The sequence below is a fragment of the Faecalibacterium sp. AF10-46 genome (assembly GCF_003604105.1).
Lineage (GTDB): Bacteria > Bacillota > Clostridia > Oscillospirales > Ruminococcaceae > Faecalibacterium > Faecalibacterium taiwanense.
This window is the reverse complement of sequence record NZ_QVGY01000001.1, coordinates 580,884-606,113: the sequence shown is the minus strand read 5'-3', so window position 1 is coordinate 606,113 and position 25,230 is coordinate 580,884. Positions and strand designations below refer to the sequence as shown.

Here is a 25,230-nt window from a genome sequence, read left to right as displayed (position 1 = left end):
CCGGTAATTTCTCTTCAGACACGATTCGGGCCATTCCATCGCCCGTCCTATTGCCTCACGGCAACAGGGTCCCACCCCAGCGGACGGTCCTCAGAGAAACTCCCGGTTCGTCGACGTAAACTGATTATTTCAGGCCGAACATCTCCATGCATTCTGCTGCCGCTTCATCCACTTTGCCAAAATCCACCGCTGCACGGTAATAGGTCTCCAACTCATCGTGGCAGCTCTTGGCCTGTGCCATCAGGGCACTGGCCTGTTCCAGCAGTTCGGCGGCAGCACGCTCGTTAAAGCGCAGCCGTGCCCGGTACGCTGCCAGATTTTCCCTGTCAAGGAAGCGGGTGCACCGCACAGCCTGCACACTGGGCAGATGCACCGGATGCCAGCGATTATCCGTCAGGAAGGCAAGCTTCAACTCCGGGATCAGGATATGGTCGATCTTATCCTCCGGGTGCATGGCGCATGGACAGGTAATAATGTGGTAGCCCCGCGTCAGGGCTTCGGCGCGGATCAGCTCCAGCAGCAGGCGGGACACCGCGCCGTAGTCATCCCGGAACACGATAAACTTATCCGCCAATGCCTGTGCAGTGCCCTGATAAAACACTTCACCCTTGGGGGTGACGGCGGAAAGCAGGCGCAGCTCTTCGCTGCCAATGCCTTCCGTGCGCGGCATCACCCGGGTGCACAGCCGTTTGACATAACGGCGCACCTTGTCAAAATTGGCGCTGCAGGCTTCGGCGCGGCGGCTGTCCAGCAAAAGACTGCCTGCCGATGCAATATATCGTGCAGCGCGGCTGCGCAGCAAGGCGTTGCGGGCAAACAGCGCCTTGACCTCATCGGTGCACTGGTGCAGCTTTTCTGCATCGATGGTGTGGTACAAACTCACCACCACTTCGTCCGCACCGGGAGCATCCGGCTCCACCACATGGGGCGCAGTGGCATCCACGATGGCCCTGTGCTGCCCGGGCAGGATCACGCCGTCCAGACTGTCCGGGTCGCTGGCACAGTGGATGCGCTGCGTCAGTTCGCCGCGCTGTTCGGCAACACGGGCAAGCCGCTTCATCAGGGTGGATTTGCCGCAGCCCGGCCCGCTTTTGATCAGGTACATCTGCATACCGGGTTCGTGGCGCAGCGGTTCAAAATAGCCCTTGAAACCGGCAGGCGTTGTGGCACCCAGAAAGAAATCAATGGAATCACGTCGTGCAGCTTCCATAATCGAACACCTCTCTTTTTGTTTTAGAGTATGCAAAAGGAAGGTGTTTGGTTCTTGCAGCGGGAATGATTCAGTCTTTATGATAGGTATGTTTGCACACCGTTTCAATGCTGTCCCGCAGGGCAGTAAAATCAGCAAAGGCTGCAGGCTTGTTCTGCGGGCTGCGCAGCAGAGCGGCAGGGTGGAAGGTACCCATGAACAGGATGCCGCCCTTTTCGTACAGCTGGCCATGCTCCTTGGTCACGGAGAAATCCTTTCGGATCATCCGCTGGGCGGCAATGCGGCCAAGACAGACCACGATCTTTGGCTTCAGCAGGCGGAACTGCTCCCGCAGCCAGGGCATACAGGCTTCGCTCTCAGCAGGCTGAGGGTCACGGTTCTGCGGCGGGCGGCACTTGACGATGTTTGCAATATAGCAGTTCTTCGTGCGGTCAAGGTCGATGGCAAACAGATATTTGTCCAGCAGCTGGCCGCTGCGTCCCACAAAGGGCAGACCCTGCTCATCCTCATTCTGGCCGGGGCCTTCGCCCACAAACAGAACTTCGGCATCTTCCACACCCTGACCGAACACCACATTGGTGCGGGTCTTGCACAGCTCGCAGCGGGTGCAGGCAAGACAGCTTGATCTTAATGTTTCCCAATCCATGGCGGCTTGATCTCCTCTTGAAACGGTATGATACTTGATTCACAAATCGGAACAGCTTTTCTCCTAAAATAATAGTACAAAAGCTAGGGTGGTACGATGCATTGCATGAAATGACGAATCCACTCAATACCTCTTTTAGTATACGACTTTTCGGCAACATCATCAATACAGTGGCCGACAATCTTTTTAATGACATGCTCATCCACACCGGCTTTCTTTGCCGTGGTGACGAACTGAACACGACCATCATGAGGACGATGCCGGGGGGATAAGGCTTAAAGCATTCACAACGAATGCGTTGCCCTTTCTGTGTGTGTTTTGGCTGGCGACTTAACGATACCACGGGACGATTCACTCGTCATGGATGTGGAGAAATCATACGATAAAACGTTGTTTTATCAAAAGAATAAACAAAGAGTATCTCGGAGCGTTGATTTTAAATCAATCTGCAGCAATGATTGAAAACGATTACACGTGCGGATTTCAAAGCACTTATACAAATTGTATCCGCTTTCTCTTTGCAGAGCGCGGCTGGATGTGTTATAATCAAAATAGTTTTCTGCAATGCATTTTCAGGCGGTAGTGCCGGACGGCAGCGCGGGAGAAACCGGATAGCGGGAGAGTGGAACTTTTGGAGTTGGAACAGGCAAAAAAGCGCGTGGAAGAATTGCGCGCTGTGATTGAGAAAAACAATCGGCTTTACTATGACCAGGATGCCCCGGAGCTTGAAGATTTTGAGTATGATGCTCTGACCCGGGAACTGAAAGAATTGGAAGCACAGTTTCCGCAGCTGGTCACGGCATCGTCGCCTACCCAGAAGGTAGGCGGCACGGCCAGCAGCAAGCTGCCCAAGGTGACCCATGCGGTAAAAATGGAAAGCCTGCTGGATGCATTTTCGTATGATGAACTGCGGGATTTTGACCGCCGCGTGCGGGAAGCCGGCATAGAGCCGGAGTATGTGGTGGAAATCAAGATCGATGGCCTTTCCTGCAGTCTGGAATATGAAAACGGTGAACTGGTTCGTGCCTCTACCCGCGGCGATGGCGTGGTGGGTGAGGATGTGACCGCCAATGTCCGCGCCATCCGCAGCATTCCCAAAAAGTTGAAGGATGCGCCGGAATTTCTGGAAGTGCGTGGTGAGGTGTATATGCCGCATGGCGCGTTCCAGAAGCTGTGTGCAGAGCAGGAGCTGCAGGGCGCGGCACCCTTTAAAAATCCGCGCAATGCGGCTGCCGGTTCGCTGCGCCAGAAGAATGCAAAAATCACCGGAAGCCGAGGCCTTTCTATCTTTGTTTTCAATGTGCAGCAGATCCGCGGCAAAACGCTTACCAAACATGCCGAAAGTCTGGATTACCTCAAGAGCCTTGGCCTGCCGGTCTCGCCGCGCTATCATATCGTGCATGACATTGAGCAGGCCATTGCCGAGATCGAGCAGATCGGCCAGAACCGTGCCAAACTGGATTTTGATATGGATGGTGCTGTGATCAAGGTGAACGATTTTGCACAGCGCGATCTGATGGGTTCCACCAACAAATTCCCACGCTGGGCAATTGCGTTTAAGTATCCGCCAGAGGTAAAGGAGACAACGCTGCGCAACATTGAGGTCGCAGTTGGCCGCACCGGTGTTCTTACCCCGACGGCCTGCTTTGACCCTGTCTTTCTGGCGGGTACTACCGTTGCCCGCGCGACCCTGCACAATGAGGATTTTATCCATCAGTTCGGCCTTTGCATCGGCGATACCATTCAGGTGCGCAAGGCGGGTGATATCATCCCGGAAGTGATCGGTGTTACCCATCACGCAGAGGATGCACAGCCCTATGAGATGCCCACGGTCTGCCCCTCCTGCGGTGCGCCAGTCGTTCATCTGGAGGATGAAGCAGCTCTGCGCTGTGTTAACCCCGAGTGCCCGGCACAGGCACTGCGCAATATCATCCATTTTGCTTCCCGCGATGCAATGGATATCGAGGGCCTTGGCACAGCAGTTGCCACCCAGCTGGTGGAGAAGGACATGGTGCACTCCGCAGCAGATATCTACACGCTGACACGGGAACAGCTGCTGACGCTGGATAAGTTCAAGGAAAAGAGTGCCGATAACCTGCTGAACGCCATCGAGGCTTCCAAGCAGAACAATCTGGATAAGCTCCTGTTCGGATTTGGCATCCGCAACATTGGCGATAAAGCTGCAGCCCTGCTGGCAGAGCATTTCGGTACGCTGCAGGCTGTCCGGGAAGCAAGTGCAGAGCAGATCAGCGAGATCGATGGGTTTGGCGGCGTAATGGCGCAGAGCGTCGTGGAATTCTTTGCAAAAGAGGGAACGACCGACCTTGTCCATCGTCTGGCCGATGCCGGATTGAATATGCAGTGGAAGGGCGAACCGAAGGGCGATAAGCTGGCAGGAAAAACGCTGGTGGTCACCGGCACACTGGAAACTCTTTCCCGCAATGAGGCGGAAGCACTGATCGTGAAAAACGGCGGTAAGGCCAGCGGTTCTGTTTCAAAGAAAACGGCCTATGTCGTGGCAGGCACGGCAGCAGGCTCCAAACTGACCAAGGCGCAGGCGCTTGGTATCCCGGTGCTGACCGAGGCAGAATTTCTGGCAATGATCAGCGACGAAAACATCTGATAAAACCGCTCCAATGGATATCCCCGCAGTTTTGTGCTGCGGGGATATTTTTATGTCCGCAGGTTCTATCCGGCAGGGACAGGCATATACTCATAGCAGGCAATGAGCCTGAAAAAGGAGAGGACAGTGTGGATGAGTATTATCGGGCGATACGCCTGCTTCCCTCATGGCTGGCCGGGCCATTGGGACAGCTGCCAGCACAGACGGCAGCGCAGATCCATGAACTTCGGTTCCGGACAGGCTGTGGTGTTTTTGTTACACTGTCGGGTCGGCAGCTCCCGCTGCAGGACCTGCCGGAGTGCCCGCTGCAGCTGAGGGAGTGTGTATTGGATCAGCTTCAGATCGAAGAAATCTTTCACACCCTGTGCGGCGGCGCGGTACATGCACACCAGACGGAGCTTGCGCATGGATTTCTGACAATACCCTCCGGCTGCCGGGTGGGTGTGGCAGGACGCTATGTGGATCGCGACGGCCAGACGGTTCTGCAGCAGGTGCAGGGGCTGAACCTGCGCATTGCAAGGGCGGTTCCGGTACAGCTGCCGGACGAACTTCTGGTGCAACTGAAAAAGCATTTTATTGGGATGCTTTTGGTCGGCGAGCCGGACAGCGGCAAGACGACGCTGCTGCGTCAGATCGCACGAGAACTGGCCGGGATGCAGCGGCGAGCCTGCGTGGTGGACGAGCGCTGCGAGATCTTTCCGCCGGGTGATTTCGAGAAGATGCCGCCGCTGGATCTGCTGTCCGGCATCCCTAAGGAACGGGCTGTGCAGATGGCACTGCGCACGCTTTCGCCGCAAGTTATTTTGCTGGACGAGCTGGGCACGCTTGCCGAAACTGCAGCGCTGGAACAGGGCTTTTACGGCGGGGTGGACTTTGTTGCAAGCGTCCATGCCGCAAGCGTGGAAGAAGCCGCCCGGCGGCCGCAGGTACAGGCGCTGCAGCGGCATGGAATGCTGCGTGTATTTGTACTGCTGCACGGCTGCACAACGCCGGGAAAAGTCCGGCAGGTCTGCACGGTATGATGCGGCTTTTTCATTGGGCAGCGGCTGCACTGCTTCTGCTGTGCGGGTGGCTGACCGGTTCTGCATTTCAGGTCAGAACAGAGCAGCATATCCTGCAGCTGCAGCGCACCGTGGAGCTGCTGCAGCGCATCCGGCAGGAGATCGCTTACCGCAGGCTGGATCTGGAACAGCTGCAGCGGTGTCTCGTGCAGGAAAAGCTGCTGGAAAGCGATGCAGCACCAAAACTGCAGGAAATTCCGGCACCGGAAAGATTTGATGATGCGGAACGCCTTTGCTTTGAGCAGTGCTTTGCCGGCCTTGGCCAAAGCGAAGCGGCACAGGAATGCGAACGACTGGATTATTACTCTGCCCGTTTTGAAGCATTCCTGCACCAGGCGCAGCAGAAAGCGGCATCCGGGCAGGGCTTACCGTGCAGGCTTGGCCTTGCAGCCGGCGCGGTGGCAGCACTGATTCTTTTGTAGTGGCAGGAGGACGAAAACTTGGAGATCGACCTTGTGTTCAAAATTGCAGCGATCGGTATTATCGTGGCCGTCCTGAACCAGCTGCTGATCCGTTCCGGCCGGGAGGATCAGGCCATGATGACGACCCTTGCGGGTCTTGTGGTAGTGCTTTCCATCCTTGTCAAGCAGATCAGCGCACTGTTCGTTACCATCAAGTCGCTGTTTGCACTATGAGTACATCTTTTTCCATTCTGGGGGCAGTGGTCGTCTTTGCAGCAGCGCAGCTTCTGCTGCGGAAGGATGCACCGGTCTATGCGTTTCTGCTGTCCGTTGGCGCAGCATTGTTTGTGCTGCTGCAGCTTGGAGTGGCGGTGCAGGAGCTGCTTCGGAATATACTGGCTTTCAGCCGCCGGGTGGACGGGCCTGCATTTGCCTGCCTGCTGCGCTGTGCCGGAATTTTGCTGCTGACCGATTACGCGCGGACCCTGTGTGAAGAAGCTGGTGCGGATACTTTGGCATGGTGCGCCGGGTTTGCGGGCCGATGTTTGGTTCTGGCATCAGCATTTCCTCTACTGGAAGAGATCTGTCAGAAGATCTGGGGGCTTGCCGCATGATAAAAAAATTCCTGCAAAAAGCGGCAGCGTTTGTATTGTGCACAGCATGCTTTCTGGCTTTTGCACCTGATGCCGCTGCGGCACAGCTGCAGGGCCTGCCCGGACAGGAGCTTTGGCAGCCTTATCTGGAAAAAGCTCCACAAAGCGCAGATTCCTTTGCCAAAGATCCGCTCAAAACTCTGCTCGCGCTCCTGCCGGGATCACCGGCAGAGATGATCCGGCAGATGGCACACTGCTATGCGGATGTTCTGCTGTTTTTACTGTTGCTGATCGTGCTTTCATTTCTGGTGGGAGGAGCAGCCGACAGCGCCTTGTTGGAGCTGGCTGCGGCTGTGGGCTGCGGCACCCTTTTGTGGGGAGATCTGATCAGCCTTGCACAGCTGATCTGTGAGCGGATGGAGGGGTGGAAAAACTACCTTCTGGGTTTTCTTCCGGTGTACAGCGGTGTGCTCGCTGCCGGTGGAGAGGTAAATGCCAGCACAGCGGCAAGCGGTCTGCTGCTGACCGGGCTGTGCTTTCTGGCACAGGGTACGGTGCTTGTGGTCAGTCCGCTGCTGCAGAGCTACCTTGCGGTAAGCATGGCGTGCTGCATCAGCACCCAGCAGGGGCTTTCGGAAACGTGCCGTGTCATGGGCGCGTTGCTGCGCAGGGGGCTTGTCTGGGCTGGGCGGATTTTTGCAGTGCTGTTAGGGCTGCAAAGAGCGGTAACGGTTCAGCTGGACCGTTCTGCACTGCGGTTGGGCCAGCTGCTTACCGGCGGCGTGCCGGTGATCGGGCAGGCTCTGAGCGATACGGCAGAAGTATTTCTTGCCGGAATGCAGCTGCTCAAAAGCAGTCTGGGTTTTGCGGCACTTGCCGTGATCGGGGCCGAATTTCTGCCGCTGTATCTGCAGCTTCTGCTCCATTTGCTATTCCTTGCAGGATGCAGGCTTCTGTGCGGCCTTGCGGAGAACCGGCGCTGTCAGGCGCTGTTTGATTGCATGGCCGAAGCGGTAAAATGCATGGCAGCAGTAACGGCACTGTTTTTTGAACTGCTGACGGTAGGCGTGGGGCTTCTGATGATGACGGGAGGCTGATAGGAAATGCACGCATTTCAGACGGCGGCATCGGCGTTCTGCATTGCCTGTATCTGTGCGGAGATCACGACGCTGCTGGTGGGCGCAGGCTGGGCGGGCAGATGCATAAAAGCCGTTGCCGGGCTATATATTCTAGTGATCCTGTTCCGGCTGGCCACGCAGATGAAGCTGGAACTGAAAAGTGCAGCGGCGGCGGCTCCGGCAGCGGTCAGCATCCAGAGTACGGAGACATCGCTCTTGCAGGGAACGCAGGAACGGCTGGAAGCGGATCTTTGCGCAGAGTGTGAGCGGCGCTTTGGTACAAAGGTGAAACTGGAGATCACACTGACCCGGACAGAACAGACCGTTCGGGCAGAAAAGGTGCTTGTGATCCTCCCGGCGGCGTGCACATCCGCAGAGCAGAGCCGGATCGCGGCATATCTGCAGCAGGAGCTTGACATGGCACCGATACTGGAAGTGCAGGAGGACACCGAATGAAAGAAGCAGGGGGCATTTCGTTCGGAGATTCCGTGAAAGATTTTGCCCGGAAATGTAAAGGGAAACAGGGCAGAGCAAGGCTTGCTGCGGCAGTAGGCGTTCTGGCAATGCTGCTGATCCTGCTGTCGGAACTTTTTCCGCAGAACACGGCAGCGGGCAACACAAAAAACACAAAGTCTGCCCAGAGCAGCACGGAATATCAGGCACAGCTGGAGAACCGGCTGGAACATCTGATCTCACAGATGAGCGGTGCGGGCAAAACGACCGTGATGGTCACGCTGGAGACTGGGGAAGAAGCCATTTATGCGCTGGATACACAGTCCGGAGAAATGCAGTCCCAGCAGACCCATGTCCTGCTGGAAGATGGTTCAGCCCTGACCGAAACGGTATGTCTGCCGCAGGTGTGCGGTGTGGCCGTGCTGTGCGAGGGCGGCGGAGACATCCGCGTTGCTGCCCGGATCACCGAACTGGTAAGCGCACTGCTGGATCTGCCATCCAACCGCATTTGTGTGGAACAGCGCAAGGGCTGAGACCCTGCAGCTTTTATAAGGAGGAACGATTTATGAGAGCACTTTCCAGAAATACCCGCAGGGCCACAGCTGTTACATTGGCTGCCGCACTGGTGATCGCCGTATACTTGAACTGGCAGTATGCCCGCAGCGATGTGCCCACGGAACTGCCGGACAATGCTGCAATGGTCGCGGCAGAGGCTGAGGATGTCCCGGTACAGGCGCAGACGGTTCTGGATGAGCTGCCCACAGAGGCCGAAGCGGTGTCCAGCGCCAACAAAAACTATGGTGAAGCGCAGCTTGTAAGCGTTGCCAGTGACAGCGGTGCAAAGTTTTTTGAGCAGGCTCGGCTCAAACGACAGAAGGCCCACGATGAGGCGATGGATTCCATCAAGAAAACGATGAAATCCTCGTCGCTTTCCGCAGAGGAAAAGAAGGAATATACCGCCCAGATGACCGCAAATCTGGAAGATCTGAATGCGGAGAATGAGATCGAAACGCTGATCAAAGCCAAAGGTTTTGCCGATTGCCTGTGCTTTTTGCAGTCCGGCCGGGCAGACCTTACCGTGATGACCTCCGGTGAACCGCTCACAGCGGCACAGGTGGCACAGATCCGGGATGTGGTGCTGAACAAAAGCACTGTGACTGCCCAGAACATCACGGTGGTGGAGGTCAAATAAGAAGGTGCGGCAGAGTTTTCCGAAACAAGTATTGAAATCGCACCCGCTTTGATGGTATAATAACTCTATCAATAAAGAATGATGTTGTCCTGCGTATGGCATTGATCGTTTCAGGCAGGACCATTTCAAACAAGAAAAAGCAGGCTGTGCCCGCTTTTGAATGGAGGACAACACAATGGATTTTCAGAATACAGATCTTCAGGGCGGCAGCCTTCAGATCTCCACCGAAGTCATCGGTAAGATCGCACGCTGCGCAGCATTGGAAATTGACGGCGTTGCCGAGGTTTCCTGCGGCGGACAAAATAAAAAGCTCAAGGATCTGCTGGAAGCATCCAGCATCCAGTCTCCGGTCGTGGTGGAAATGCGGGATGGTACCGCAAACATCACTCTGAACCTGATGATGAGCTTTGGTGCACGCATTCCTGCTGTGGCCGAAAAGGTGCAGGAAAACGTGAAGAACGCCGTACAGAACATGACCAATGTCACTGTGAGCCGCGTCAATCTGGTGATCGCCGGCCTTGCACAAACCACTGCAGCAGAGCAGTAAAATAAAATTCAGAATTGGAAGCCGATCCTCTCTGTGCTCTGGCCAGAGAGGCTTCGTGCTGCGAGAGGAACATTATGGAAAATATTTTGCCCCGTAGAGAAGCACGCGAGAATGCATTTTTGCTGGCATTTTCGCAGACCTTTGGTGATATCCCGCTGGCAGAGGCCATTACCAACCACGAAGAAAACGATGAAGAACACCCTGTGGATGGTTTCAGCAAGCACCTGCTGAACGCATACTACGATCATTCTGCCGAGGTGGATGACGAGATCCGTGCACATCTGCGCAACTGGACCATGGAGCGCCTGCCTCGTGTCAGCCTGACCATCCTGCGTCTGGCAGTTGCCGAGATGCTGTTTGGCGGCGAGAATAAGCCCGGTGTTGCCATCAACGAGGCGGTGGAACTGACGAAAAAGTATGGTGCGGACGAAGATTACCAGTTCGTGAACGGTCTGCTTGGCGCAGTGGCCCGGGATCACGGTCTGGATGCGGAGCAGGCCGAACAGTGAGCCATTATACGCTTGGCATTGATACAAGCAACTATGCAACCTCTCTGGCAGTGTTTGATACAGCTGGAGAGGTTGTTTGCGCAAAGAAGCGCTTTTTGCCGGTAAAAACGGGCCAGCTGGGCCTGCGGCAAAGCGATGCACTGTTTCATCATACGGTCGCGCTGCCGGAGATGATGCAGGAACTGGCGCAGGAATTTGATCTGACGCAGATCGATGCTGTGGGCGTATCGCAAAAGCCCCGCCCGGTAGAAGGCAGCTATATGCCTTGCTTTCTTGCAGGTGTCAATGCTGCAACGGCCTTTGCACATGCAAAAGGGATCCCACTTGTGCTGACGACCCATCAGCAGGGCCATGCTGCTGCTGCACTGTTTGCAGCTAAGGGAGAACAGCTGTTTGCTGAAAAAGTTCTGCTGTTCCATATTTCCGGCGGCACCACGGACCTGCTGCTCTGCGATCAGGTGCGCCGGATCACAACGCTTGGCACCAGCACAGACCTTTATGCCGGACAGGCTGTGGACCGTGTGGGGGTCAGGCTTGGCTTTGGCTTCCCGGCGGGTGCTGAGGTTTCCCGTCTGGCTGCACAGTGCACTGAGGAGATCAAGCCAAAATCCAGCGTGAAGGGGATGCAATGCAGCCTTTCCGGGCTGGAAAACCAGTGCAATGCCCTGCTTGCCGCAGGCAAAACGCCGGAATATGTGTGCAAGTACTGCCTGCTCTGTGTGGCGGATACAGTGGTAAAAATGACCAAAGCTGCACAGAAGGAATACCCCGGCCTGCCGGTGGTATGTGCTGGCGGAGTGATGAGCAGCGATATCATCCGTGCATGGGTGCAGAAACGTCTGCCGCAGGTCTACTTTGTGCCGGGACAGTATTCCAGCGATAATGCCATCGGTGTTTCGATCCTGGCAGCGCGGGAGGCCGGATTATGGCTGAAGTGATTACCGTTTCAGCACTCAACCGTTATGTAAAAACGCTGCTGGATGTCAACGATGCTTTGTTTGACCTTGCCCTGCGCGGCGAGATCGCAAATTTTGTACAGAATGCGCGCAGCGGGCACTGCTATTTTTCTCTGCGGGATGATGTCTGCAGCGTCAAAGCGGTAATGTTCCGCACTGATGCACGCCGCCTTGCTTTCCGCCCGGAAGAGGGAATGCGTGTAGTCGTGCGCTGCCGCGCTACCCTTTATGAGCGCGACGGCGCATTTCAGCTGTACGTGAACGATATGTTTCCAGATGGCATTGGTGCCGCACAGCTGGCGTTGGAACAGCTCAAGGCAAAACTGGAGCAGGAGGGCCTGTTTGCACCGGAGCACAAAAAGCCGCTGCCGGAATTTCCTAAATGCATCGGTGTTGTTACCAGCAAGACGGGAGCTGCCCTGCAGGACATCCGCAATGTGCTCACACGGCGCTGGCCATCTGTACGGCTGCTGCTGTGTCCGGTGACAGTGCAGGGGTTTGAAGCCGCGCAGCAGGTGGCCGATGCCATCAAAAAGCTGGATCAGCGCAAAGAGGTGGACGAGATCATCGTTGCACGCGGAGGCGGCAGCCGGGAAGACCTGTGGGTCTTTAACGCAGAGATGATCGCCCGGGCTGCATACCGCTGCAAAAAACCACTGATCAGCGCAATCGGCCACGAGATCGACTATACCATTCTGGATTTTGTGGCAGACTGCCGTGCCCCCACACCTTCGGCTGCAGCAGAGCTGGCTGTACCGGATCGGGCAGAGCAGGAACGGATATTGCTGGATTTGCAGCAAAATATTCGCAAAAATATGCAAAAACGTTTTGATTTATGCTATAATGGTCTGGAACAATACAACTTTGTGTTGGAGCAGGGCCTTGCACGCCGAAACTGGCAAAAAAGTCAGGGCCAGCTGCAGCAGGTGCAGGATGCCATCCGTCAGCAGATGCAGAAACGCCTGCATTCTGCAGAATTGCAGCTGGGTCATGCGGCAGCACTTACTGGTTCGCTGGATCCATACAAGGTGCTGGCGCGCGGCTACACGATGGTCACAGCAGCCAACGGCACTATTTTAAATGCAGATGATCTGCAGCCGGAAAAAACAATCTATGTTCGCAGCGCTTCCCGCCGTGCAAAGTGCAGGGTGGAAGCGGTGGAGGAGATCAATGAGAGCACCCAAAAGTTTTGAGGAAGGCATGGAACGGCTGAATGCGCTCCTTGCACAGATGCAGAGTGAGGATACGACCCTTGCAGATTCGGTCAAACTGTATGCAGAGGCCGCTTCTCTGATGGAGTACTGCCATGCTGCACTGGAAAAAACATCGCTGCAGATCGACGAGATCGACGCAAAGCTTGCGGGCACAGTGCAGGAGGAAAGCTAATGGACTATCAGGAGCAGTATCAGAATTATTTGGCGCAGGCAATGGCCGCGCTGGAAAAGGCCTGCGGCCGTTTTCTGCCGGAAGGATCCGAGGTGTGCCGTGCGGCACGCTACAGCCTGATGGGCGGCGGCAAACGGATCCGTGCAGTTCTTGTTCTCAGCGTCTGCGATATGCTGGGCGGCAGTATGCAGGCGGCACAGCATTTTGCAGCTGCTGTAGAAATGCTGCACTGCTATTCGCTCATTCACGATGACCTGCCCTGCATGGACAATGATGATCTGCGCCGCGGCCGTCCTTCCTGCCACAAGGCATTTAGCGAAGCAACTGCCATGCTGGCCGGTGATGTGCTGCTGACAGAAGCATTTGAGACAGTCGCCAATGCCTCGGCAGATGCGTCTGTCTGTGTACAGGCAGCGCGGGCACTGGGTGCAGGCGCTGGCAGCCGCGGCATGGTCTATGGGCAGGAACTGGATCTGAAATACGAAGCGTTGGCCGCAACAGAAGACCAGCTTCGGCTGATCCATCGCAATAAAACGGGTGCGCTGATCAATGCAGCCATCCAGATGGGTGCGGCTGCGGCCAAAGCGGATGAAGCACAGTGCAGAGCGCTGGAACAGTATGCTTATGGTCTGGGTCTTGTTTTTCAGATCGTGGACGACGTGCTGGATGTTACCAGCACACCGGAACAGCTGGGCAAGCCCATTGGCAGCGACAGCGAAAATGGAAAAACTACCTTTGTGACCCTTTATGGTGCGGAAGGTGCCATGAAGCTTGCACATGACCTGAATCAGAAGACCTGCACGGAACTGCACCGGAATTTTGGCGAAAAGGCTGCGTTTCTGGAACAGCTTGCGCAGCAGCTTCTTGTGCGTAAAAACTAAAAATAATCCATACAGAATAAAGGAAAAAGATTATGCAGCTTATTCAAAACATCCTGTCTTTCAATCAGATCCTTACGGTTTCACTGCTCGGCTGGTTTGTGGCGCAGGTGCTTAAAACCATCATCAATTTTATCCTACTGGGCAAGTTCCAGTTGGAACGCATGTGGGGTGATGGCGGTATGCCCAGTGCCCACAGCGCAACGGTCTGTGCCATGGTCATTGCAACCGGACGCTGTGTGGGTGTTGACTCTGCCATTTTTGCAGTGGCAAGCGTGGTGGCAATCATTACCATGCACGATGCCATGGGCGTGCGGCATGAGACTGGCGAGCAGGCCAAGGTCCTGAACCAGATGATCGATCAGTGGATCGAAGTGAGCGAGAAGAATGCTCCTTTCCTGCAGAACATGCATCTGAAGGAGATGGTCGGCCATACGCCGCTGCAGGTCGTGGCAGGCGTACTGGTCGGCGCAGCCGTCGGCTTCCTGTATCCGCTGGCTTGAGACATTCTTTTTTCACGCAGGAACGCACTGCAGAAACAGAAAATCTTCATTTGAAGGACGTGTGATTTATGGGAGCATTGCTGCTGGACAGCATCAATCAGCCCAAGGATTTAAAGCAACTGAATGAACAGCAGGTGAAACAGCTGTGCGCGGAGATCCGCCAGTTTCTGCTGGAGAATATTTCCAAGACGGGCGGCCACCTTGCCTCAAACCTTGGCGTGGTAGAGCTTACCGTTGCGCTGCACCGTGTTCTGGATACACCACAGGACAAAATCGTGTTTGATGTCGGTCACCAGTGCTACACACACAAGATCCTTACGGGTCGGCGCGGACAGTTTGATAAGCTGCGCCAGCTCGACGGGATCTCCGGTTTCCCGAACCCGAACGAGAGCGAACACGATGCATTCATTGCCGGGCACGGAAACACGGCGCTTTCGCTTGCGATCGGCATGGCGTGGGCCAAAAAGCTGCATCATGAAGCAGGGCTTGTGGTCGCGGTGATCGGCGATGGTGCCTTTACCGGCGGCATGGTCTACGAGGGAATGAACAACATTGAACAGCTGGACAACCTTCTTGTGATCCTGAACGACAACAAGATGTCCATTTCTAAAAATGTCGGTGCACTTGCCCGCTATCTGACTCATTTGCGCACGACCACGGCCTATTTTGATGCCAAGGATAATGTACGCAGCTTTTTGGATAGAGTACCGCTGGTGGGCGCTCCACTGAAAAAAAACATCACCGAGTGCAAGACGCTTTTGCGTCGGGCAATGTACCACTCTACCATGTTCGAGGATATGGGCTTCCAGTACATCGGGCCGGTGGATGGCCACAACGTGGAAGAGCTGGAACGCACACTGCGCACCATCCGCAACCGGCAAGGGCCACATTTTCTGCACGTGATCACAAAAAAGGGCAAGGGCTATCAGCCGGCCGAGGTAAACCCCGGCAACTATCACGGCGTGTCGGCATTTGATCTGGATGGAATGCCCGACCCGGAGGTGGCACCAAAGGAATCGTTCTCGACGGTATTTGGCAATGCTCTTGTGACGGAAGGCAACCGGAACCCGAATATCTGCGCCATCACTGCAGCAATGAAGTATGGCACCGGCCTGCAGTTTTTTGCGCACAGCCACCCGGAGCGTTTTTTTGATGTCGGTATGGCAGAGCAGCACGCTGTGACCTTTGCTGCCGGGCTTGCAAGTCAGGGCATGCTGCCGGTGGTATGCATTTATTCCACCTTCCTGCAGCGTTCCTATGATCAGATCATCCACGACGTAAATCTGCTGCGGGAGAATGTAGTTTTTGCCATCGACCGCGCCGGTTTTGTCCCAGCGGATGGCGAAACGCATCAGGGCATTTACGATCCCGCTTTCCTGAGCCAGCTTGGAATGCCGCTGTATGCGCCTTCCAATTATCATGAACTGAATTACTGGCTGCAGCAGCTGTTGAGTGACCGCTTCCATGGCCCACGGGCAATTCGTTATCCCCGCGGTGGGCAGGATGCAGCTCTGGCGGAATTTGGCTGCACCGGCGAAGATTATGATTTCCTGCGCAAGGCAGATGATGCAACAATCGTTCTGGTGAGTTACGCCGACGAACTGGCCGACCTTTTGCAGGCAGAACGTGAATTACAGCAGAAAAGTATTGCGTGTGATGTGATAAAGACTGTAAAGCTATATCCCTTTACAGACAAAATGATCGCTGATCTGTCGAAATACAAAATAATCCTGTTCGCGGAAGAATGCATTGCAAACGGAAGCATTGGTGAACATCTGGAATATGCTTTGCAGCAAAACGGATGGAATGGGCGCTTTATCCATTGTGCAGTGCGGAACGCGTGTCTTCCGCATGCCAGTGTGGCACAGATCAAACAGGCAACCGGTCTGGATGCAGCGCATCTTGTACAGGCCGTGCAGATGGCCGTGACGAAAGGAGAAAATTTACTTTGAAGATTCGATTGGACCAATATCTTGTTCAGCATGGTCTGACACAGAGCCGTGAGCGCGCAAAGGCGCTGATCATGTCCGGCATCGTTTTTGTCAATGAGCAAAAGGTGGACAAGGCTGGAGAGATGATCAAGGAAGATGCCAAGGTGGAAGTGCGCGGGCACGACATTGGCTATGTCAGCCGCGGCGGCCTGAAGCTGGAAAAAGCTATGAAGTGTTTCCCGCTTACACCCAATGGCAAGATCTGCATGGACATTGGCGCATCTACCGGCGGCTTTACGGATTGCATGCTGCAGAACGGTGCCGTCAAGGTCTATGCGGTGGATGTCGGCTATGGACAGCTTGCATGGAGCCTGCGTACAGACGAGCGCGTAGTGAACATGGAGCGCACGAACATCCGCAATGTCAAGCCGGAGGATCTTGCCGAGCAGATCGAGTTTTTCAGTGTGGATGTCTCGTTTATCTCGCTGCACCATATTTTCCCGGTGGCACAGGCAATCACAACGCCGGATGCCATGGGCGTTTGTCTGGTCAAGCCGCAGTTTGAAGCTGGACGCGAAAAGGTTGGCAAGAACGGTGTGGTGCGCGACCCTGCTACCCACCGTGAAGTGCTGCACAATGCCATGGGCTATGCTGCTGCAAACGGTTTTGCTGTACGCGGATTGGATTTCAGCCCGGTAAAGGGACCTGAGGGCAACATTGAATACCTGATGTTCGTGCAGAAGAGCGGTGAACCTTCCGTGCTGGACGACAGCGTTGCAGAGCAGGTGGTGGCGGCAAGCCACAGCACGCTGGACCGCTGAGCGGCTCTGCCATCAGTCCAGAAAAAGGAGCTTCCAGCATGACGATCTATATTTCGCCGAATCCCGGCAAGACCTCCGCCAACGAGATCGCACTGCGTGCAGCGCAGATCCTAATGAACCATGGTGCAGCTGTTCTGATGTGTGAACAGCCGCGCAGAAGCTGCAGCACAGCCGGAGTGTTTTATCTGCCGCTGGAGGAATGCCTTGAGCAGGCAGATGTGATCCTGACCATTGGCGGCGACGGCACCATTCTGCATGAGGCAAATCTTTCGCTTCGGTACGCAAAGCCGATCTTGGGCATCAATCTGGGACGCTGTGGTTTTCTGGCTACCTGCGAAGTCAGCGAGATGGAAGCCAAGCTCTCCGCTGTTGCACGGGGAGAGTTCAGCGTAGACAACCGGATGCTGCTGTATGTCCGCGTTCTTGGCCACGATGGCTGGGAGGGCCACGCCCTGAATGACGTGGTGGTCACAAAGGGCCGCCTGCAGCAGGCGATCGATTTCAGCATTTACTGCGATGATATTTTAGTAGAGCACTACCGTGGGGACGGTGTGATCGTTGCAACGCCCACCGGCTCCACAGCGTATTCGCTGGCGGCGGGCGGGCCGATCCTGGATTCCCAGACGAAGGGCGTTGTTGTAACGCCTATCTGCCCGCACAGTCTGGCCAGCCCGGCCATGGTGTTTGCGCAGGAGCGCAAGCTGAATATCTGTGTGGGACAGGTGGCCGATGATGAAGTGTTTATCAGCTGCGATGGCAGAGCTGGCTGTCCGCTCAAGGCCGGCGCAACGGCTGAAGTAAGGCTCTCCGATCAGGTGGTAAAGCTGATCACCTTCGGAAAAGCAGATCAGTTCCAGGCCATTGACCAGAAGATTCGCAGCAGACGATAAAGGGGAGGCGAGTTTACGATGGCGCGCAGCCGTAAGGAAGATGTAAAAAGCAAGGGAGAACGTCAGCAGGTGATTCTCCGGCTTGTGCAGGAACACCCGATCAGCCGGCAGGAAGTTCTGCTGGATCACCTTTCCAAAGAGGGATTCGAGGTAACACAAGCCACCGTTTCCCGCGATATCCGGGAGCTGTGTTTGGTAAAAGCTGCCACGGCAGAGGGGTATCGCTATGTCTCCAGCCGGAACGAAAGCTTCAACCCCAAAACGCAGGGAAGGTTTGAAACGATCTTTCATGAATCCGTGCTGGGGGTGGATTACGCCGGACATGTTGTGCTGGTAAAGTGCTATTCCGGCATGGCCAACGCCGCATGCGAGGTTTTTGACGCATTGCAGTGGAAAAGTGTGGTCGGCACGCTTTCGGGCGACGACACGTTCCTGATCGTTGCACGGTCGGAGCGTGATGCAAAAACGATCTGCTCGGAACTGACGAGACACATTGGATAAAAATAACGCGGGAGAAAAGATATGCTGAGCAGCCTGCAAATTGAAAATGTTGCTGTGATCCAGAAGGCTGAAGTACATTTCAAGCCGGGACTGAATGTTCTTACCGGTGAGACTGGTGCCGGCAAGTCGATCCTGATCGATTCCATCAATGCGATCCTGGGAAACCGCACTTCAAAGGATCTTGTGCGCACAGGGGCCTCCAAGGCGGTGATCCGTGCAGCCTTTGAGGAGGTGCCCGGTACGGTGCTGGACAGCCTTGAGAAGGCGGGCTACGAGCGCTCGGATGCACTGATGCTCAGCCGCGAGATCACAGCCGAGGGCAAAAGCACCTGCCGCATCAACGGAATGCCTGCAACGGCTGCGGTTCTGCGGGAGCTGTGCGGAGGACTTATCAATATCAACGGTCAGCACGACTCTGTGGGCCTTCTGAACCCGGCAAGACATCTGGGCATTCTGGATGATTATGCGCAGAACAGCGCGGAGTTTCAGGACTATTATGTCCTGTACCGGGAGCTTGTGCGCATCAAGCGGGAGCTGGATGTCATGATCACCGACGAAGCCGAAAAGCAGCGCCGGATCGATCTGTTGAGCTATCAGGTGCAGGAGATCGAGGATGCCGAACTGACCGCCGGAGAGGAACAGACGCTGGAAAGCCGCCGCAAGATCCTTGCCAATGCATCTGCCATCCGGGATAAGATCGCACAGAGCTATGCATTGCTTTCGGGCGATGACGAGGCCTCCGGCGCAGTCGATCTGCTGGGCGAGGCATCCAATGCAGTGGATGCTGCCGCGCAGCTGGATGATGCACTTGCCGGTGCATCCAGTCAGCTGCTGGATCTGTATTACAATGCAAAGGATGTTGCTGCAGATCTGATCGGTCGGCTGGATTCCTATGATACAAACGATGCAGAGCTGGATGAGATTGAGCAGCGTCTGGATCTGATCTACAAGCTCAAGCGTAAATATGGTGATACGGTAGAAGACGTGATCGCTTTTGGACAGAATGCAAGGGAAGAACTGGAGCGCATCCAGTCCTCGCAGGAGCGGCATGACCACCTGCAGGCAGAAAAGCTCCGCCTTTATGCGCTGGCCCGTGAAAAGGCAGAAGCACTGACCCAGACGCGCCTGCGCGCTTTTGAAGAGCTGAACAAGCGTATTTCCGGCACGCTGGATTTTCTGAACATGCCGGGCGTGCGCATGACACTGCGCCATACCCGCGGCCCGCTGGCAAGCCATGGGCAGGACAGCATCGAGTTCTACATTTCCACAAACCCCGGTGAGGCGCCCAAACCCCTTGCAAAAATTGCTTCCGGCGGCGAGCTGAGCCGCATCACGCTGGCCATCAAAAATGCAATGGCCGATAAGGATGCCGTGCCTACCGTGATCTATGATGAGATCGACAGCGGTGTTTCTGGCAAAGCCGCCGGGCGTATCGGTGAGGTACTGCGCCAGAGCGCACAGGGCCACCAGATCTTGTGCATCACCCATACAGCCCAGATCGCTGCACTGGCCGACTGCCATCTGCTGATTCAGAAAAATGTAGCCAATGACCGCACCTATACCGAGATCCATCCGCTGGATGAGGAGGGCAGGGTGGAAGCACTGGCCCGGCTGATCTCCGGCGACCACGTTACCGAGCTTTCGCGTGCCAATGCCCGCGAAATGCTGGGTCTTGGCGCAAAATAAGCCAAAATAAACCGCTGCAGATAAGGGGGTTGACAAGCCCGAAGCATTGTGATAAAGTAGTTCTTGTTAATGGCGATGAAGGGAACAAGTACCTTGAAGTGTTCTGCCCAGAGAAACCCCGGTTGGTGTAAGGGGCCGCAGAGCAGCAGGGGAAATACCTCCCGGAGCTGCAGGCTGAATGCCGTTCAGGTTAATAGGCTGTGCCGCGTGCGAGCGTTACAAACGCAGGAGTGTCTCTCTACTCTGGGGTGTGCACTCGTGAGGTCGTTTCTGTGAGGAAGCGGCAAACAGAGGTGGTACCGCGAATTTTCTCGCCCTCTGCCAAATTCATTTTTGGCAGGGGGTGTTTTATTTTTCCCTCTGCCCACAAACAGGAGGAAAAAATCATGACTCTGTACGAAGAACTCAAGGCCCGTGGCCTGGTGGCCCAGATCACCGATGAAGAGATCATCGACCTGATCAACAATGGCAAGGCAACCTTTTATATCGGCTTTGACTGCACTGCCGACAGCTTGACCGCAGGCCACTTTATGGCCCTGACCCTGATGAAGCGCCTGCAGATGGCAGGCAACAAGCCTATTGCCCTGATCGGCGGCGGCACTACCATGATCGGCGACCCCTCCGGCCGTACCGACATGCGCAAGATGCTGACCAAAGAGGATATCGCCCACAATGCCGCATGCTTCAAAAAGCAGATGGAAAAGTTCATCGACTTCTCTGAGGGTAAGGCACTGATGCTGAACAATGCAGACTGGCTGCTGAACCTGAACTACGTGGAACTGCTGCGTGATGTGGGTGCCTGCTTCTCCGTGAACAACATGCTGCGCGCCAAGTGCTACGAGCAGCGCATGGAGAAGGGCCTGTCCTTCCTCGAGTTCAACTACATGATCATGCAGAGCTACGACTTCTACTACATGTTCCAGCACTACGGCTGCAACATGCAGTTCGGCGGCGACGACCAGTGGAGCAACATGCTGGGCGGCACCGAGCTGATCCGCCGCAAGCTGGGCAAGGACGCTTATGCTATGACCATCACCCTGCTGACCGACTCTCAGGGCAAGAAGATGGGCAAGACCGCCGGCAATGCCGTCTGGCTGGACCCCAACAAGACCAGTCCCTTCGAGTTTTACCAGTACTGGCGCAATGTGGGCGATGCCGATGTGATGAAGTGCATCCGTATGCTCACCTTCCTGCCGCTGGAGCAGATCGACGAGATGAGCACATGGAAGGATCAGCGCCTGAACGAAGCTAAGGAAATTCTGGCTTACGAGCTGACCAGCATGGTCCATGGCAAAGAAGAGGCCGAAAAGGCCCAGAATGCTGCCCGCGCACTGTTCAGCGGCAGCGCAATGGATACCGAGCACATGCCTTCTACTCAGCTGACCGAGGCCGACCTGACCGATGGCTCCATCGGTATCCTGACCCTGATGGTCAAGGCTGGTCTGGCAGCATCCAACGGCGAGGCACGCCGTCTGGTCGTGCAGGGCGGTGTTCTGGTGGATGGCGAGAAGGTAGCCGCTCCCAGCGTTGGCTTCACTGCTGAGCAGCTGGCAAAGGGTATTGTGATCAAGAAGGGCAAGAAGATCTACCACAAGGTCACTCTGTAAAAATATTGAACATGAAAATGCCGGTGTACTCTGTTTTGGAGTGCACCGGCATTTTTTCACTTGATGGAGGATTGCTCGCTTGCTTGCAGAATTTACAGCTCGTAAGCCTTCTTCAATGCTTCGTAAGCTGCATCCTCATTCTCTGCGTGGACCAGCAGGGAAATATCCAGATCGCTGGTGGTGATAAGTAGTACTTCAATGCCGGCCATTGCCAGAGAATTCAGTGCACGGGCAGCTACGCCGCAGCTGGTGACCATTTCTTCACCAAACAGGTTCAGCTTGGAATAACCCACGCTGATCAGCGGGGAAGCCTTGGCATCCTTGTCCAGATTTGCAACGGAAATAGCCTTCATCACCAGCGGAAGATCACTGCTGGAAGCGGTAAAGCTGAAATCAATGGTGGTGCCATGGGGTGCACTCTGGCTGATCATATCTACGACCACACCGTTATCTGCAAAGATCTGCAGGTAACGTGCCAGACTGTTGCCCTTGAACGCTACATCCTGCACACTGATCATCATGAGGCTCGGCTCAATATTGATCTTCGATACTCCGTACATAAAGATCCTCCATTCTGCCCGAAAGGCGGGCTTCAACGATACAAAATTTATTCAGGTAAGCTGCAAAAGCTCCGGGTCGATATTTTCCCGGGCAATGGACTGAATCATTTCCAGGCTGAAATCCGGATACGCCTGCCGTACTCCGTGGGCCTTTGTAAGGGCTTCGGTATAATCGCGGAACAGGTAGGTACGCACATTGGATTTGCCTGCATCATAGTGGGTCACTGTCGGCAGAAGTCTGGGAGAGAGCACGTTGCAACGGACAGTGCCGTCCGGTTCGGTCGTTTTTTCAAGCTGAACTGATAAAATTGCGCCGACCAGCTGATCGGGCTTTTCCTGCGTGCTGATAAAATTGCCCAGAGAATAGGCCGTGAACACCTGCCTGCCATCTGCTGCAGTCAGCCACTGTGCATTTTGCAGCACATGCGGGTGGGTGCCAATGATCAAGTCTGCACCCCAGTCTGCAAGGTTTTGCGCCAGAGTTCGCTGCGGATCTGCGATGGTATGTCTGTTTTCTACACCCCAGTGCACACCCACCACCACAAAATCTGCAAGCTGACGTGCCGCTTTTACTTGCTGCTCGATCACATCGGTCTGGCTGGTATAGATCACATTGGCCTGCATGGAGCTATTCTGCGGGATGCCATTGGTATGCTCTGTATAGGAAAGATATGCGATCGTTACACCATTGACAGTCTGCAGCGGGATATGACCGTAGTCCTCTTTGCCCTTCCACAAACCGGTGGTCACTACATCCTCCGGCATACTGCCCCAGAAGCGCAGGGTAGCGGCAATGCCGGAAGCGCCTTTATCGTAGGTGTGGTTATTGGACAGGCTGAACACCCGCACACCCGCCCGATAAAGCGCACGGGCGCAATCGCCCGGCGTAGAAAAGCATGGGTAGGTGGATGGCTCCAATTCATCCGTGCAGAGCGTTTCCTGATTGATCCAGTTCACATCATGCTGTGCATAAAAAGGCGCAATATGTTCGTAACAGTAATCGAAACTGTAAGCTTCCTCCCCGGAAGCGCGGCGCTGCGCCTGCTTATAAATGGGAGCATGGATCAGATTATCTCCTGTTGCAGAAAAGCAGACAGTCTGAACCAGCGGCTGCGGTTCCCGCTCTGGCGTAGGCTCTGCTTCTTCCGGTTGTGATACAGTGGTAAAACCTGCAGAAGAGCTTTCCGTGCTCACCGGTTCTGCCGTCAGTATGCTTTCCTGCAGAAAGAACTTTGGCAGCAAAGGCAGGCAGAACAGAAATACGATCAGCATCGCTCCGGCTGTCCAGAAAGCCTGCCTTCTGGCGCGGCGTTTTGCAGTCGGTCTGCGCCGGTGCTGTTGCGGGGATTGTTTGCTCATCCGCGTCCACATCCTTCCACCATGTTTCTGCCAAAAGCAGAGCAATCAGGCTTTTTAAAGTGCAGCGATCATATCACCCATATTGTACAGGCCCGGCTCCTTTTTTGCAAGGTAAACTGCTGCATTCACAGCGCCGTTTGCAAAAATATTGCGGGAATAAGCGGTGTGCTTGAGAGTGATCACCTCGTCCGGGCCGCAGAACAGCACTTCGTGATCACCCACGATGCTGCCGCCGCGCACGGAACTGATACCAATTTCCTTCGGGTCGCGCTTCTGGCGGACAGAAGAACGGTCGTAAACATAATGATATTCGCCATTGTTTTGCTCATTGATGGCATCGGCCAGCATCAGAGCGGTGCCGCTGGGTGCATCCAGCTTGTTGTGGTGGTGCTGCTCCACGATCTCAATATCGTAGTTCACACCCAGAATAGCCGAAGCGCGCTTGCACAGCTCCGACAGCACATTGATTCCCATGGACATATTAGCGCTCTTGAACACCGGCACCGTGCGGGATAGCTGCACCACCTTGAGCTGCAGCTCTTCCGAAAGGCCGGTGGTGCACACCACGATGGGCAGCTTGTGAGCTTCACAGTAGGGCAGAGCCTTTTCCACAGCGGCCGGAGAGCTGAAATCGATGATCACATCGCCCTTGCCGTCCAGCTTTTCCAGGCTGTCATACACAGGGATGCCGTTCTGTTCGCCATCCTTTATGTCGATGCCTGCAATCACGCGGCAGTCCTCGCGCTGTGCGATCATATCACACAGCACATGGCCCATGCGGCCGCCGATGCCCTGAATCACAATATCCGTCATAATTTTTATCCTTTCCTGCCCGTTTTACATATCGGCATATCGCAAAATGCCCGGACAGAGCGCTCCGCCGGGCATTTTGCAGCCAAAAACTTATTCTGTAATAAGACCCTCTGCACGCAGAGCCTTTTCAATATACTCCTTGTGTGCCTCGCTCGGCTCTACCAGAGGCAGACGGCACTCGCCAGCTTCCCAGCCCAGCACATTCATGGCGTACTTCACCGGAATGGGGTTCACTTCACAGAACAAAGCATCTGCCAGCGGCAGCATTTCCAGCTGCAGCTCACGGGCCTTTGCGGTATCGCCGTCAAAAAATGCCTTGCAGCAGTTGTGCACCAGCTCCGGCTTGACATTGGACACGACGCTAATCACGCCCTTGCCGCCCAGAGCCAGCAGGGGAACCACCTGGTCGTCGTTGCCGGAATAAATGTTCAGCTCGTCGCCGCACAGCTGTGCAATCTTGGCCACCTGAGAGATGTTGCCGGAAGCTTCCTTGATGCCGTTGATCAGAGGATGCTTGCTCAGTTCCAGAGCAGTCTCCGGGGCAATGTTCAGGCCGGTGCGGGAAGGCACGTTGTACATGATCACCGGGATGCCTCCGGCCTCAGCCATGGCGGTAAAGTGAGCAACCAGACCAGCCTGCGTGGTCTTGTTGTAATAGGGAGTCACCATCAGCAGAGCGTCTGCGCCGCATTCGGCAGACTTTGCGGCCAGTGCGCAGCCGTGGTCGGTATCGTTGGAGCCGGCACCGGCAATGACGGGCACGCGGTGGTTGACAACATCCACCGTATACTTGATAGCGGCAAGCTGCTCCTCATCGGTCATAGTAGAGCACTCGCCGGTGGTGCCGCAGATGATGATGGCATCGGTATGGTGCGCGATCTGATCCTCAATAATGCGGCCCAGCTCGTCAAAGTTGATGCTTCCGTCCTCGTACATCGGGGTGATAATGGCAACACCCGCGCCGGTAAAGACAGGATTCTTCATAG

The 25,230-nt window shown here is 55.3% G+C and carries 28 protein-coding genes and 1 other annotated feature; of the genes, 22 read left to right on the top strand and 6 right to left on the bottom strand.

What is annotated here, in order from left to right:
- Window positions 1-124 precede the first annotated feature (124 nt).
- On the bottom strand, window positions 125-1,210 hold the full coding sequence (locus DWV57_RS02965) for a hypothetical protein (protein ID WP_120019882.1): 1,086 nt from the start codon (window positions 1,208-1,210) through the stop codon (window positions 125-127).
- 70 nt (window positions 1,211-1,280) lie between these two features.
- Complete coding sequence (locus DWV57_RS02960; protein ID WP_118527270.1) at window positions 1,281-1,856, bottom strand: uracil-DNA glycosylase; 576 nt, start codon at window positions 1,854-1,856, stop codon at window positions 1,281-1,283.
- A 622-nt stretch (window positions 1,857-2,478) separates the two neighbouring features.
- Between DWV57_RS02960 and ligA the strand changes: the two genes are divergently transcribed.
- The 22 genes from ligA to tyrS all read left to right on the top strand — a co-directional run bounded on the left by ligA (window position 2,479) and on the right by tyrS (window position 21,512).
- The gene (ligA, locus tag DWV57_RS02955; protein WP_120019881.1) at window positions 2,479-4,479 is read left to right on the top strand and encodes an NAD-dependent DNA ligase LigA; all 2,001 of its coding nucleotides are present in this window, start codon (window positions 2,479-2,481) and stop codon (window positions 4,477-4,479) included.
- 128 nt (window positions 4,480-4,607) lie between these two features.
- Complete coding sequence (locus tag DWV57_RS02950; RefSeq protein WP_120019880.1) at window positions 4,608-5,501, top strand: AAA family ATPase; 894 nt, start codon at window positions 4,608-4,610, stop codon at window positions 5,499-5,501.
- Window positions 5,498-5,962, top strand: coding sequence for a hypothetical protein (locus DWV57_RS02945; protein WP_120019879.1), 465 nt, complete (start codon window positions 5,498-5,500; stop codon window positions 5,960-5,962). Before DWV57_RS02950 ends, DWV57_RS02945 begins: the two co-directional genes overlap by 4 nt.
- Window positions 5,963-5,980: 18 nt before the next feature.
- Entirely contained in the window at window positions 5,981-6,175 is a 195-nt protein-coding gene (gene spoIIIAC / locus DWV57_RS02940) for a stage III sporulation protein AC (RefSeq protein WP_005942027.1), read from the top strand.
- On the top strand, window positions 6,172-6,555 hold the full coding sequence (locus tag DWV57_RS02935) for a stage III sporulation protein AD (protein WP_120019878.1): 384 nt from the start codon (window positions 6,172-6,174) through the stop codon (window positions 6,553-6,555). Before spoIIIAC ends, DWV57_RS02935 begins: the two co-directional genes overlap by 4 nt.
- Window positions 6,552-7,631, top strand: a complete 1,080-nt coding sequence (locus DWV57_RS02930) for a stage III sporulation protein AE (protein ID WP_120019877.1) — start codon at window positions 6,552-6,554, stop codon at window positions 7,629-7,631. The genes DWV57_RS02935 and DWV57_RS02930 overlap by 4 nt, the downstream gene beginning before the upstream one ends.
- A gap of 6 nt (window positions 7,632-7,637) precedes the next feature.
- A complete protein-coding gene (locus DWV57_RS02925) occupies window positions 7,638-8,108 on the top strand; it encodes a hypothetical protein (RefSeq protein ID WP_120019876.1) in 471 nt (156 codons plus the stop codon).
- Window positions 8,105-8,638: a stage III sporulation protein AG gene (locus DWV57_RS02920; protein WP_120019875.1), complete on the top strand. Its 534-nt coding sequence runs from the start codon at window positions 8,105-8,107 to the stop codon at window positions 8,636-8,638. The genes DWV57_RS02925 and DWV57_RS02920 overlap by 4 nt, the downstream gene beginning before the upstream one ends.
- A 32-nt stretch (window positions 8,639-8,670) precedes the next feature.
- Window positions 8,671-9,297: a SpoIIIAH-like family protein gene (locus DWV57_RS02915; RefSeq protein ID WP_005942037.1), complete on the top strand. Its 627-nt coding sequence runs from the start codon at window positions 8,671-8,673 to the stop codon at window positions 9,295-9,297.
- A 160-nt stretch (window positions 9,298-9,457) separates the two neighbouring features.
- Window positions 9,458-9,844, top strand: a complete 387-nt coding sequence (locus DWV57_RS02910) for an Asp23/Gls24 family envelope stress response protein (protein WP_120019874.1) — start codon at window positions 9,458-9,460, stop codon at window positions 9,842-9,844.
- Between the two features lie 74 nt (window positions 9,845-9,918).
- Window positions 9,919-10,353: a transcription antitermination factor NusB gene (gene nusB, locus DWV57_RS02905; protein WP_097777779.1), complete on the top strand. Its 435-nt coding sequence runs from the start codon at window positions 9,919-9,921 to the stop codon at window positions 10,351-10,353.
- Window positions 10,350-11,291: a glycoprotease gene (locus DWV57_RS02900; protein WP_120019873.1), complete on the top strand. Its 942-nt coding sequence runs from the start codon at window positions 10,350-10,352 to the stop codon at window positions 11,289-11,291. Before nusB ends, DWV57_RS02900 begins: the two co-directional genes overlap by 4 nt.
- Window positions 11,279-12,502, top strand: a complete 1,224-nt coding sequence (gene xseA, locus DWV57_RS02895) for an exodeoxyribonuclease VII large subunit (protein WP_120019872.1) — start codon at window positions 11,279-11,281, stop codon at window positions 12,500-12,502. The genes DWV57_RS02900 and xseA overlap by 13 nt, the downstream gene beginning before the upstream one ends.
- Window positions 12,480-12,695 carry an exodeoxyribonuclease VII small subunit gene (gene xseB / locus DWV57_RS02890; protein ID WP_243111397.1) on the top strand — a complete coding sequence of 72 codons (216 nt, stop codon included), beginning with the start codon at window positions 12,480-12,482 and terminating at the stop codon, window positions 12,693-12,695. Before xseA ends, xseB begins: the two co-directional genes overlap by 23 nt.
- Window positions 12,695-13,576 (top strand): polyprenyl synthetase family protein, encoded by an 882-nt coding sequence (locus DWV57_RS02885; RefSeq protein WP_120019871.1) that lies wholly within the window; start codon window positions 12,695-12,697, stop codon window positions 13,574-13,576. The genes xseB and DWV57_RS02885 overlap by 1 nt, the downstream gene beginning before the upstream one ends.
- Window positions 13,577-13,608: 32 nt before the next feature.
- A complete protein-coding gene (locus DWV57_RS02880) occupies window positions 13,609-14,076 on the top strand; it encodes a divergent PAP2 family protein (protein ID WP_097777783.1) in 468 nt (155 codons plus the stop codon).
- Between the two features lie 68 nt (window positions 14,077-14,144).
- Window positions 14,145-16,028, top strand: a complete 1,884-nt coding sequence (gene dxs, locus DWV57_RS02875; RefSeq protein ID WP_120019870.1) for a 1-deoxy-D-xylulose-5-phosphate synthase — start codon at window positions 14,145-14,147, stop codon at window positions 16,026-16,028.
- Window positions 16,025-16,828: a TlyA family RNA methyltransferase gene (locus DWV57_RS02870; protein ID WP_118527246.1), complete on the top strand. Its 804-nt coding sequence runs from the start codon at window positions 16,025-16,027 to the stop codon at window positions 16,826-16,828. The genes dxs and DWV57_RS02870 overlap by 4 nt, the downstream gene beginning before the upstream one ends.
- A gap of 38 nt (window positions 16,829-16,866) precedes the next feature.
- The gene (locus DWV57_RS02865; protein WP_120019869.1) at window positions 16,867-17,718 is read left to right on the top strand and encodes an NAD(+)/NADH kinase; all 852 of its coding nucleotides are present in this window, start codon (window positions 16,867-16,869) and stop codon (window positions 17,716-17,718) included.
- Between the two features lie 18 nt (window positions 17,719-17,736).
- The gene (locus tag DWV57_RS02860; protein WP_120019868.1) at window positions 17,737-18,219 is read left to right on the top strand and encodes an arginine repressor; all 483 of its coding nucleotides are present in this window, start codon (window positions 17,737-17,739) and stop codon (window positions 18,217-18,219) included.
- Between the two features lie 21 nt (window positions 18,220-18,240).
- Window positions 18,241-19,905, top strand: a complete 1,665-nt coding sequence (gene recN, locus DWV57_RS02855) for a DNA repair protein RecN (RefSeq protein ID WP_118527242.1) — start codon at window positions 18,241-18,243, stop codon at window positions 19,903-19,905.
- A 66-nt stretch (window positions 19,906-19,971) separates the two neighbouring features.
- Window positions 19,972-20,227, top strand: a binding site (T-box leader).
- Window positions 20,228-20,291: 64 nt separating this feature from the next.
- Window positions 20,292-21,512, top strand: coding sequence for a tyrosine--tRNA ligase (tyrS, locus tag DWV57_RS02850; RefSeq protein WP_120019867.1), 1,221 nt, complete (start codon window positions 20,292-20,294; stop codon window positions 21,510-21,512).
- Between the two features lie 92 nt (window positions 21,513-21,604).
- Here the strand turns inward: tyrS and DWV57_RS02845 are convergent, their stop codons facing one another.
- The 4 genes from DWV57_RS02845 to dapA all read right to left on the bottom strand — a co-directional run bounded on the left by DWV57_RS02845 (window position 21,605) and on the right by dapA (window position 25,228).
- A complete protein-coding gene (locus DWV57_RS02845; protein ID WP_118527240.1) occupies window positions 21,605-22,072 on the bottom strand; it encodes an ACT domain-containing protein in 468 nt (155 codons plus the stop codon).
- A gap of 51 nt (window positions 22,073-22,123) precedes the next feature.
- Window positions 22,124-23,431, bottom strand: a complete 1,308-nt coding sequence (locus DWV57_RS02840) for a CapA family protein (RefSeq protein ID WP_243089032.1) — start codon at window positions 23,429-23,431, stop codon at window positions 22,124-22,126.
- 54 nt (window positions 23,432-23,485) lie between these two features.
- Window positions 23,486-24,244 (bottom strand): 4-hydroxy-tetrahydrodipicolinate reductase, encoded by a 759-nt coding sequence (gene dapB, locus DWV57_RS02835; RefSeq protein WP_118527236.1) that lies wholly within the window; start codon window positions 24,242-24,244, stop codon window positions 23,486-23,488.
- A 90-nt stretch (window positions 24,245-24,334) separates the two neighbouring features.
- On the bottom strand, window positions 24,335-25,228 hold the full coding sequence (gene dapA, locus DWV57_RS02830) for a 4-hydroxy-tetrahydrodipicolinate synthase (RefSeq protein WP_118527234.1): 894 nt from the start codon (window positions 25,226-25,228) through the stop codon (window positions 24,335-24,337).
- Window positions 25,229-25,230 lie beyond the last annotated feature (2 nt).

Coding starts and splice junctions, on each gene's coding strand:
- DWV57_RS02860 (WP_120019868.1), top strand. CDS start 17,737: ATGGCGCGCAGCCGTAAGGAAGATGTAAAAAGCAAGGGAGAACGTCAG.
- DWV57_RS02935 (WP_120019878.1), top strand. CDS start 6,172: ATGAGTACATCTTTTTCCATTCTGGGGGCAGTGGTCGTCTTTGCAGCA.
- DWV57_RS02930 (WP_120019877.1), top strand. CDS start 6,552: ATGATAAAAAAATTCCTGCAAAAAGCGGCAGCGTTTGTATTGTGCACA.
- DWV57_RS02840 (WP_243089032.1), bottom strand. CDS start 23,431: ATGAGCAAACAATCCCCGCAACAGCACCGGCGCAGACCGACTGCAAAA.
- DWV57_RS02880 (WP_097777783.1), top strand. CDS start 13,609: ATGCAGCTTATTCAAAACATCCTGTCTTTCAATCAGATCCTTACGGTT.
- xseA (WP_120019872.1), top strand. CDS start 11,279: ATGGCTGAAGTGATTACCGTTTCAGCACTCAACCGTTATGTAAAAACG.
- dapB (WP_118527236.1), bottom strand. CDS start 24,244: ATGACGGATATTGTGATTCAGGGCATCGGCGGCCGCATGGGCCATGTG.
- DWV57_RS02865 (WP_120019869.1), top strand. CDS start 16,867: ATGACGATCTATATTTCGCCGAATCCCGGCAAGACCTCCGCCAACGAG.
- DWV57_RS02910 (WP_120019874.1), top strand. CDS start 9,458: ATGGAGGACAACACAATGGATTTTCAGAATACAGATCTTCAGGGCGGC.
- tyrS (WP_120019867.1), top strand. CDS start 20,292: ATGACTCTGTACGAAGAACTCAAGGCCCGTGGCCTGGTGGCCCAGATC.
- xseB (WP_243111397.1), top strand. CDS start 12,480: ATGAGAGCACCCAAAAGTTTTGAGGAAGGCATGGAACGGCTGAATGCG.
- DWV57_RS02915 (WP_005942037.1), top strand. CDS start 8,671: ATGAGAGCACTTTCCAGAAATACCCGCAGGGCCACAGCTGTTACATTG.
- nusB (WP_097777779.1), top strand. CDS start 9,919: ATGGAAAATATTTTGCCCCGTAGAGAAGCACGCGAGAATGCATTTTTG.
- dxs (WP_120019870.1), top strand. CDS start 14,145: ATGGGAGCATTGCTGCTGGACAGCATCAATCAGCCCAAGGATTTAAAG.
- DWV57_RS02920 (WP_120019875.1), top strand. CDS start 8,105: ATGAAAGAAGCAGGGGGCATTTCGTTCGGAGATTCCGTGAAAGATTTT.
- DWV57_RS02965 (WP_120019882.1), bottom strand. CDS start 1,210: ATGGAAGCTGCACGACGTGATTCCATTGATTTCTTTCTGGGTGCCACA.
- recN (WP_118527242.1), top strand. CDS start 18,241: ATGCTGAGCAGCCTGCAAATTGAAAATGTTGCTGTGATCCAGAAGGCT.
- DWV57_RS02845 (WP_118527240.1), bottom strand. CDS start 22,072: ATGTACGGAGTATCGAAGATCAATATTGAGCCGAGCCTCATGATGATC.
- DWV57_RS02960 (WP_118527270.1), bottom strand. CDS start 1,856: ATGGATTGGGAAACATTAAGATCAAGCTGTCTTGCCTGCACCCGCTGC.
- DWV57_RS02885 (WP_120019871.1), top strand. CDS start 12,695: ATGGACTATCAGGAGCAGTATCAGAATTATTTGGCGCAGGCAATGGCC.
- DWV57_RS02945 (WP_120019879.1), top strand. CDS start 5,498: ATGATGCGGCTTTTTCATTGGGCAGCGGCTGCACTGCTTCTGCTGTGC.
- dapA (WP_118527234.1), bottom strand. CDS start 25,228: ATGAAGAATCCTGTCTTTACCGGCGCGGGTGTTGCCATTATCACCCCG.
- DWV57_RS02925 (WP_120019876.1), top strand. CDS start 7,638: ATGCACGCATTTCAGACGGCGGCATCGGCGTTCTGCATTGCCTGTATC.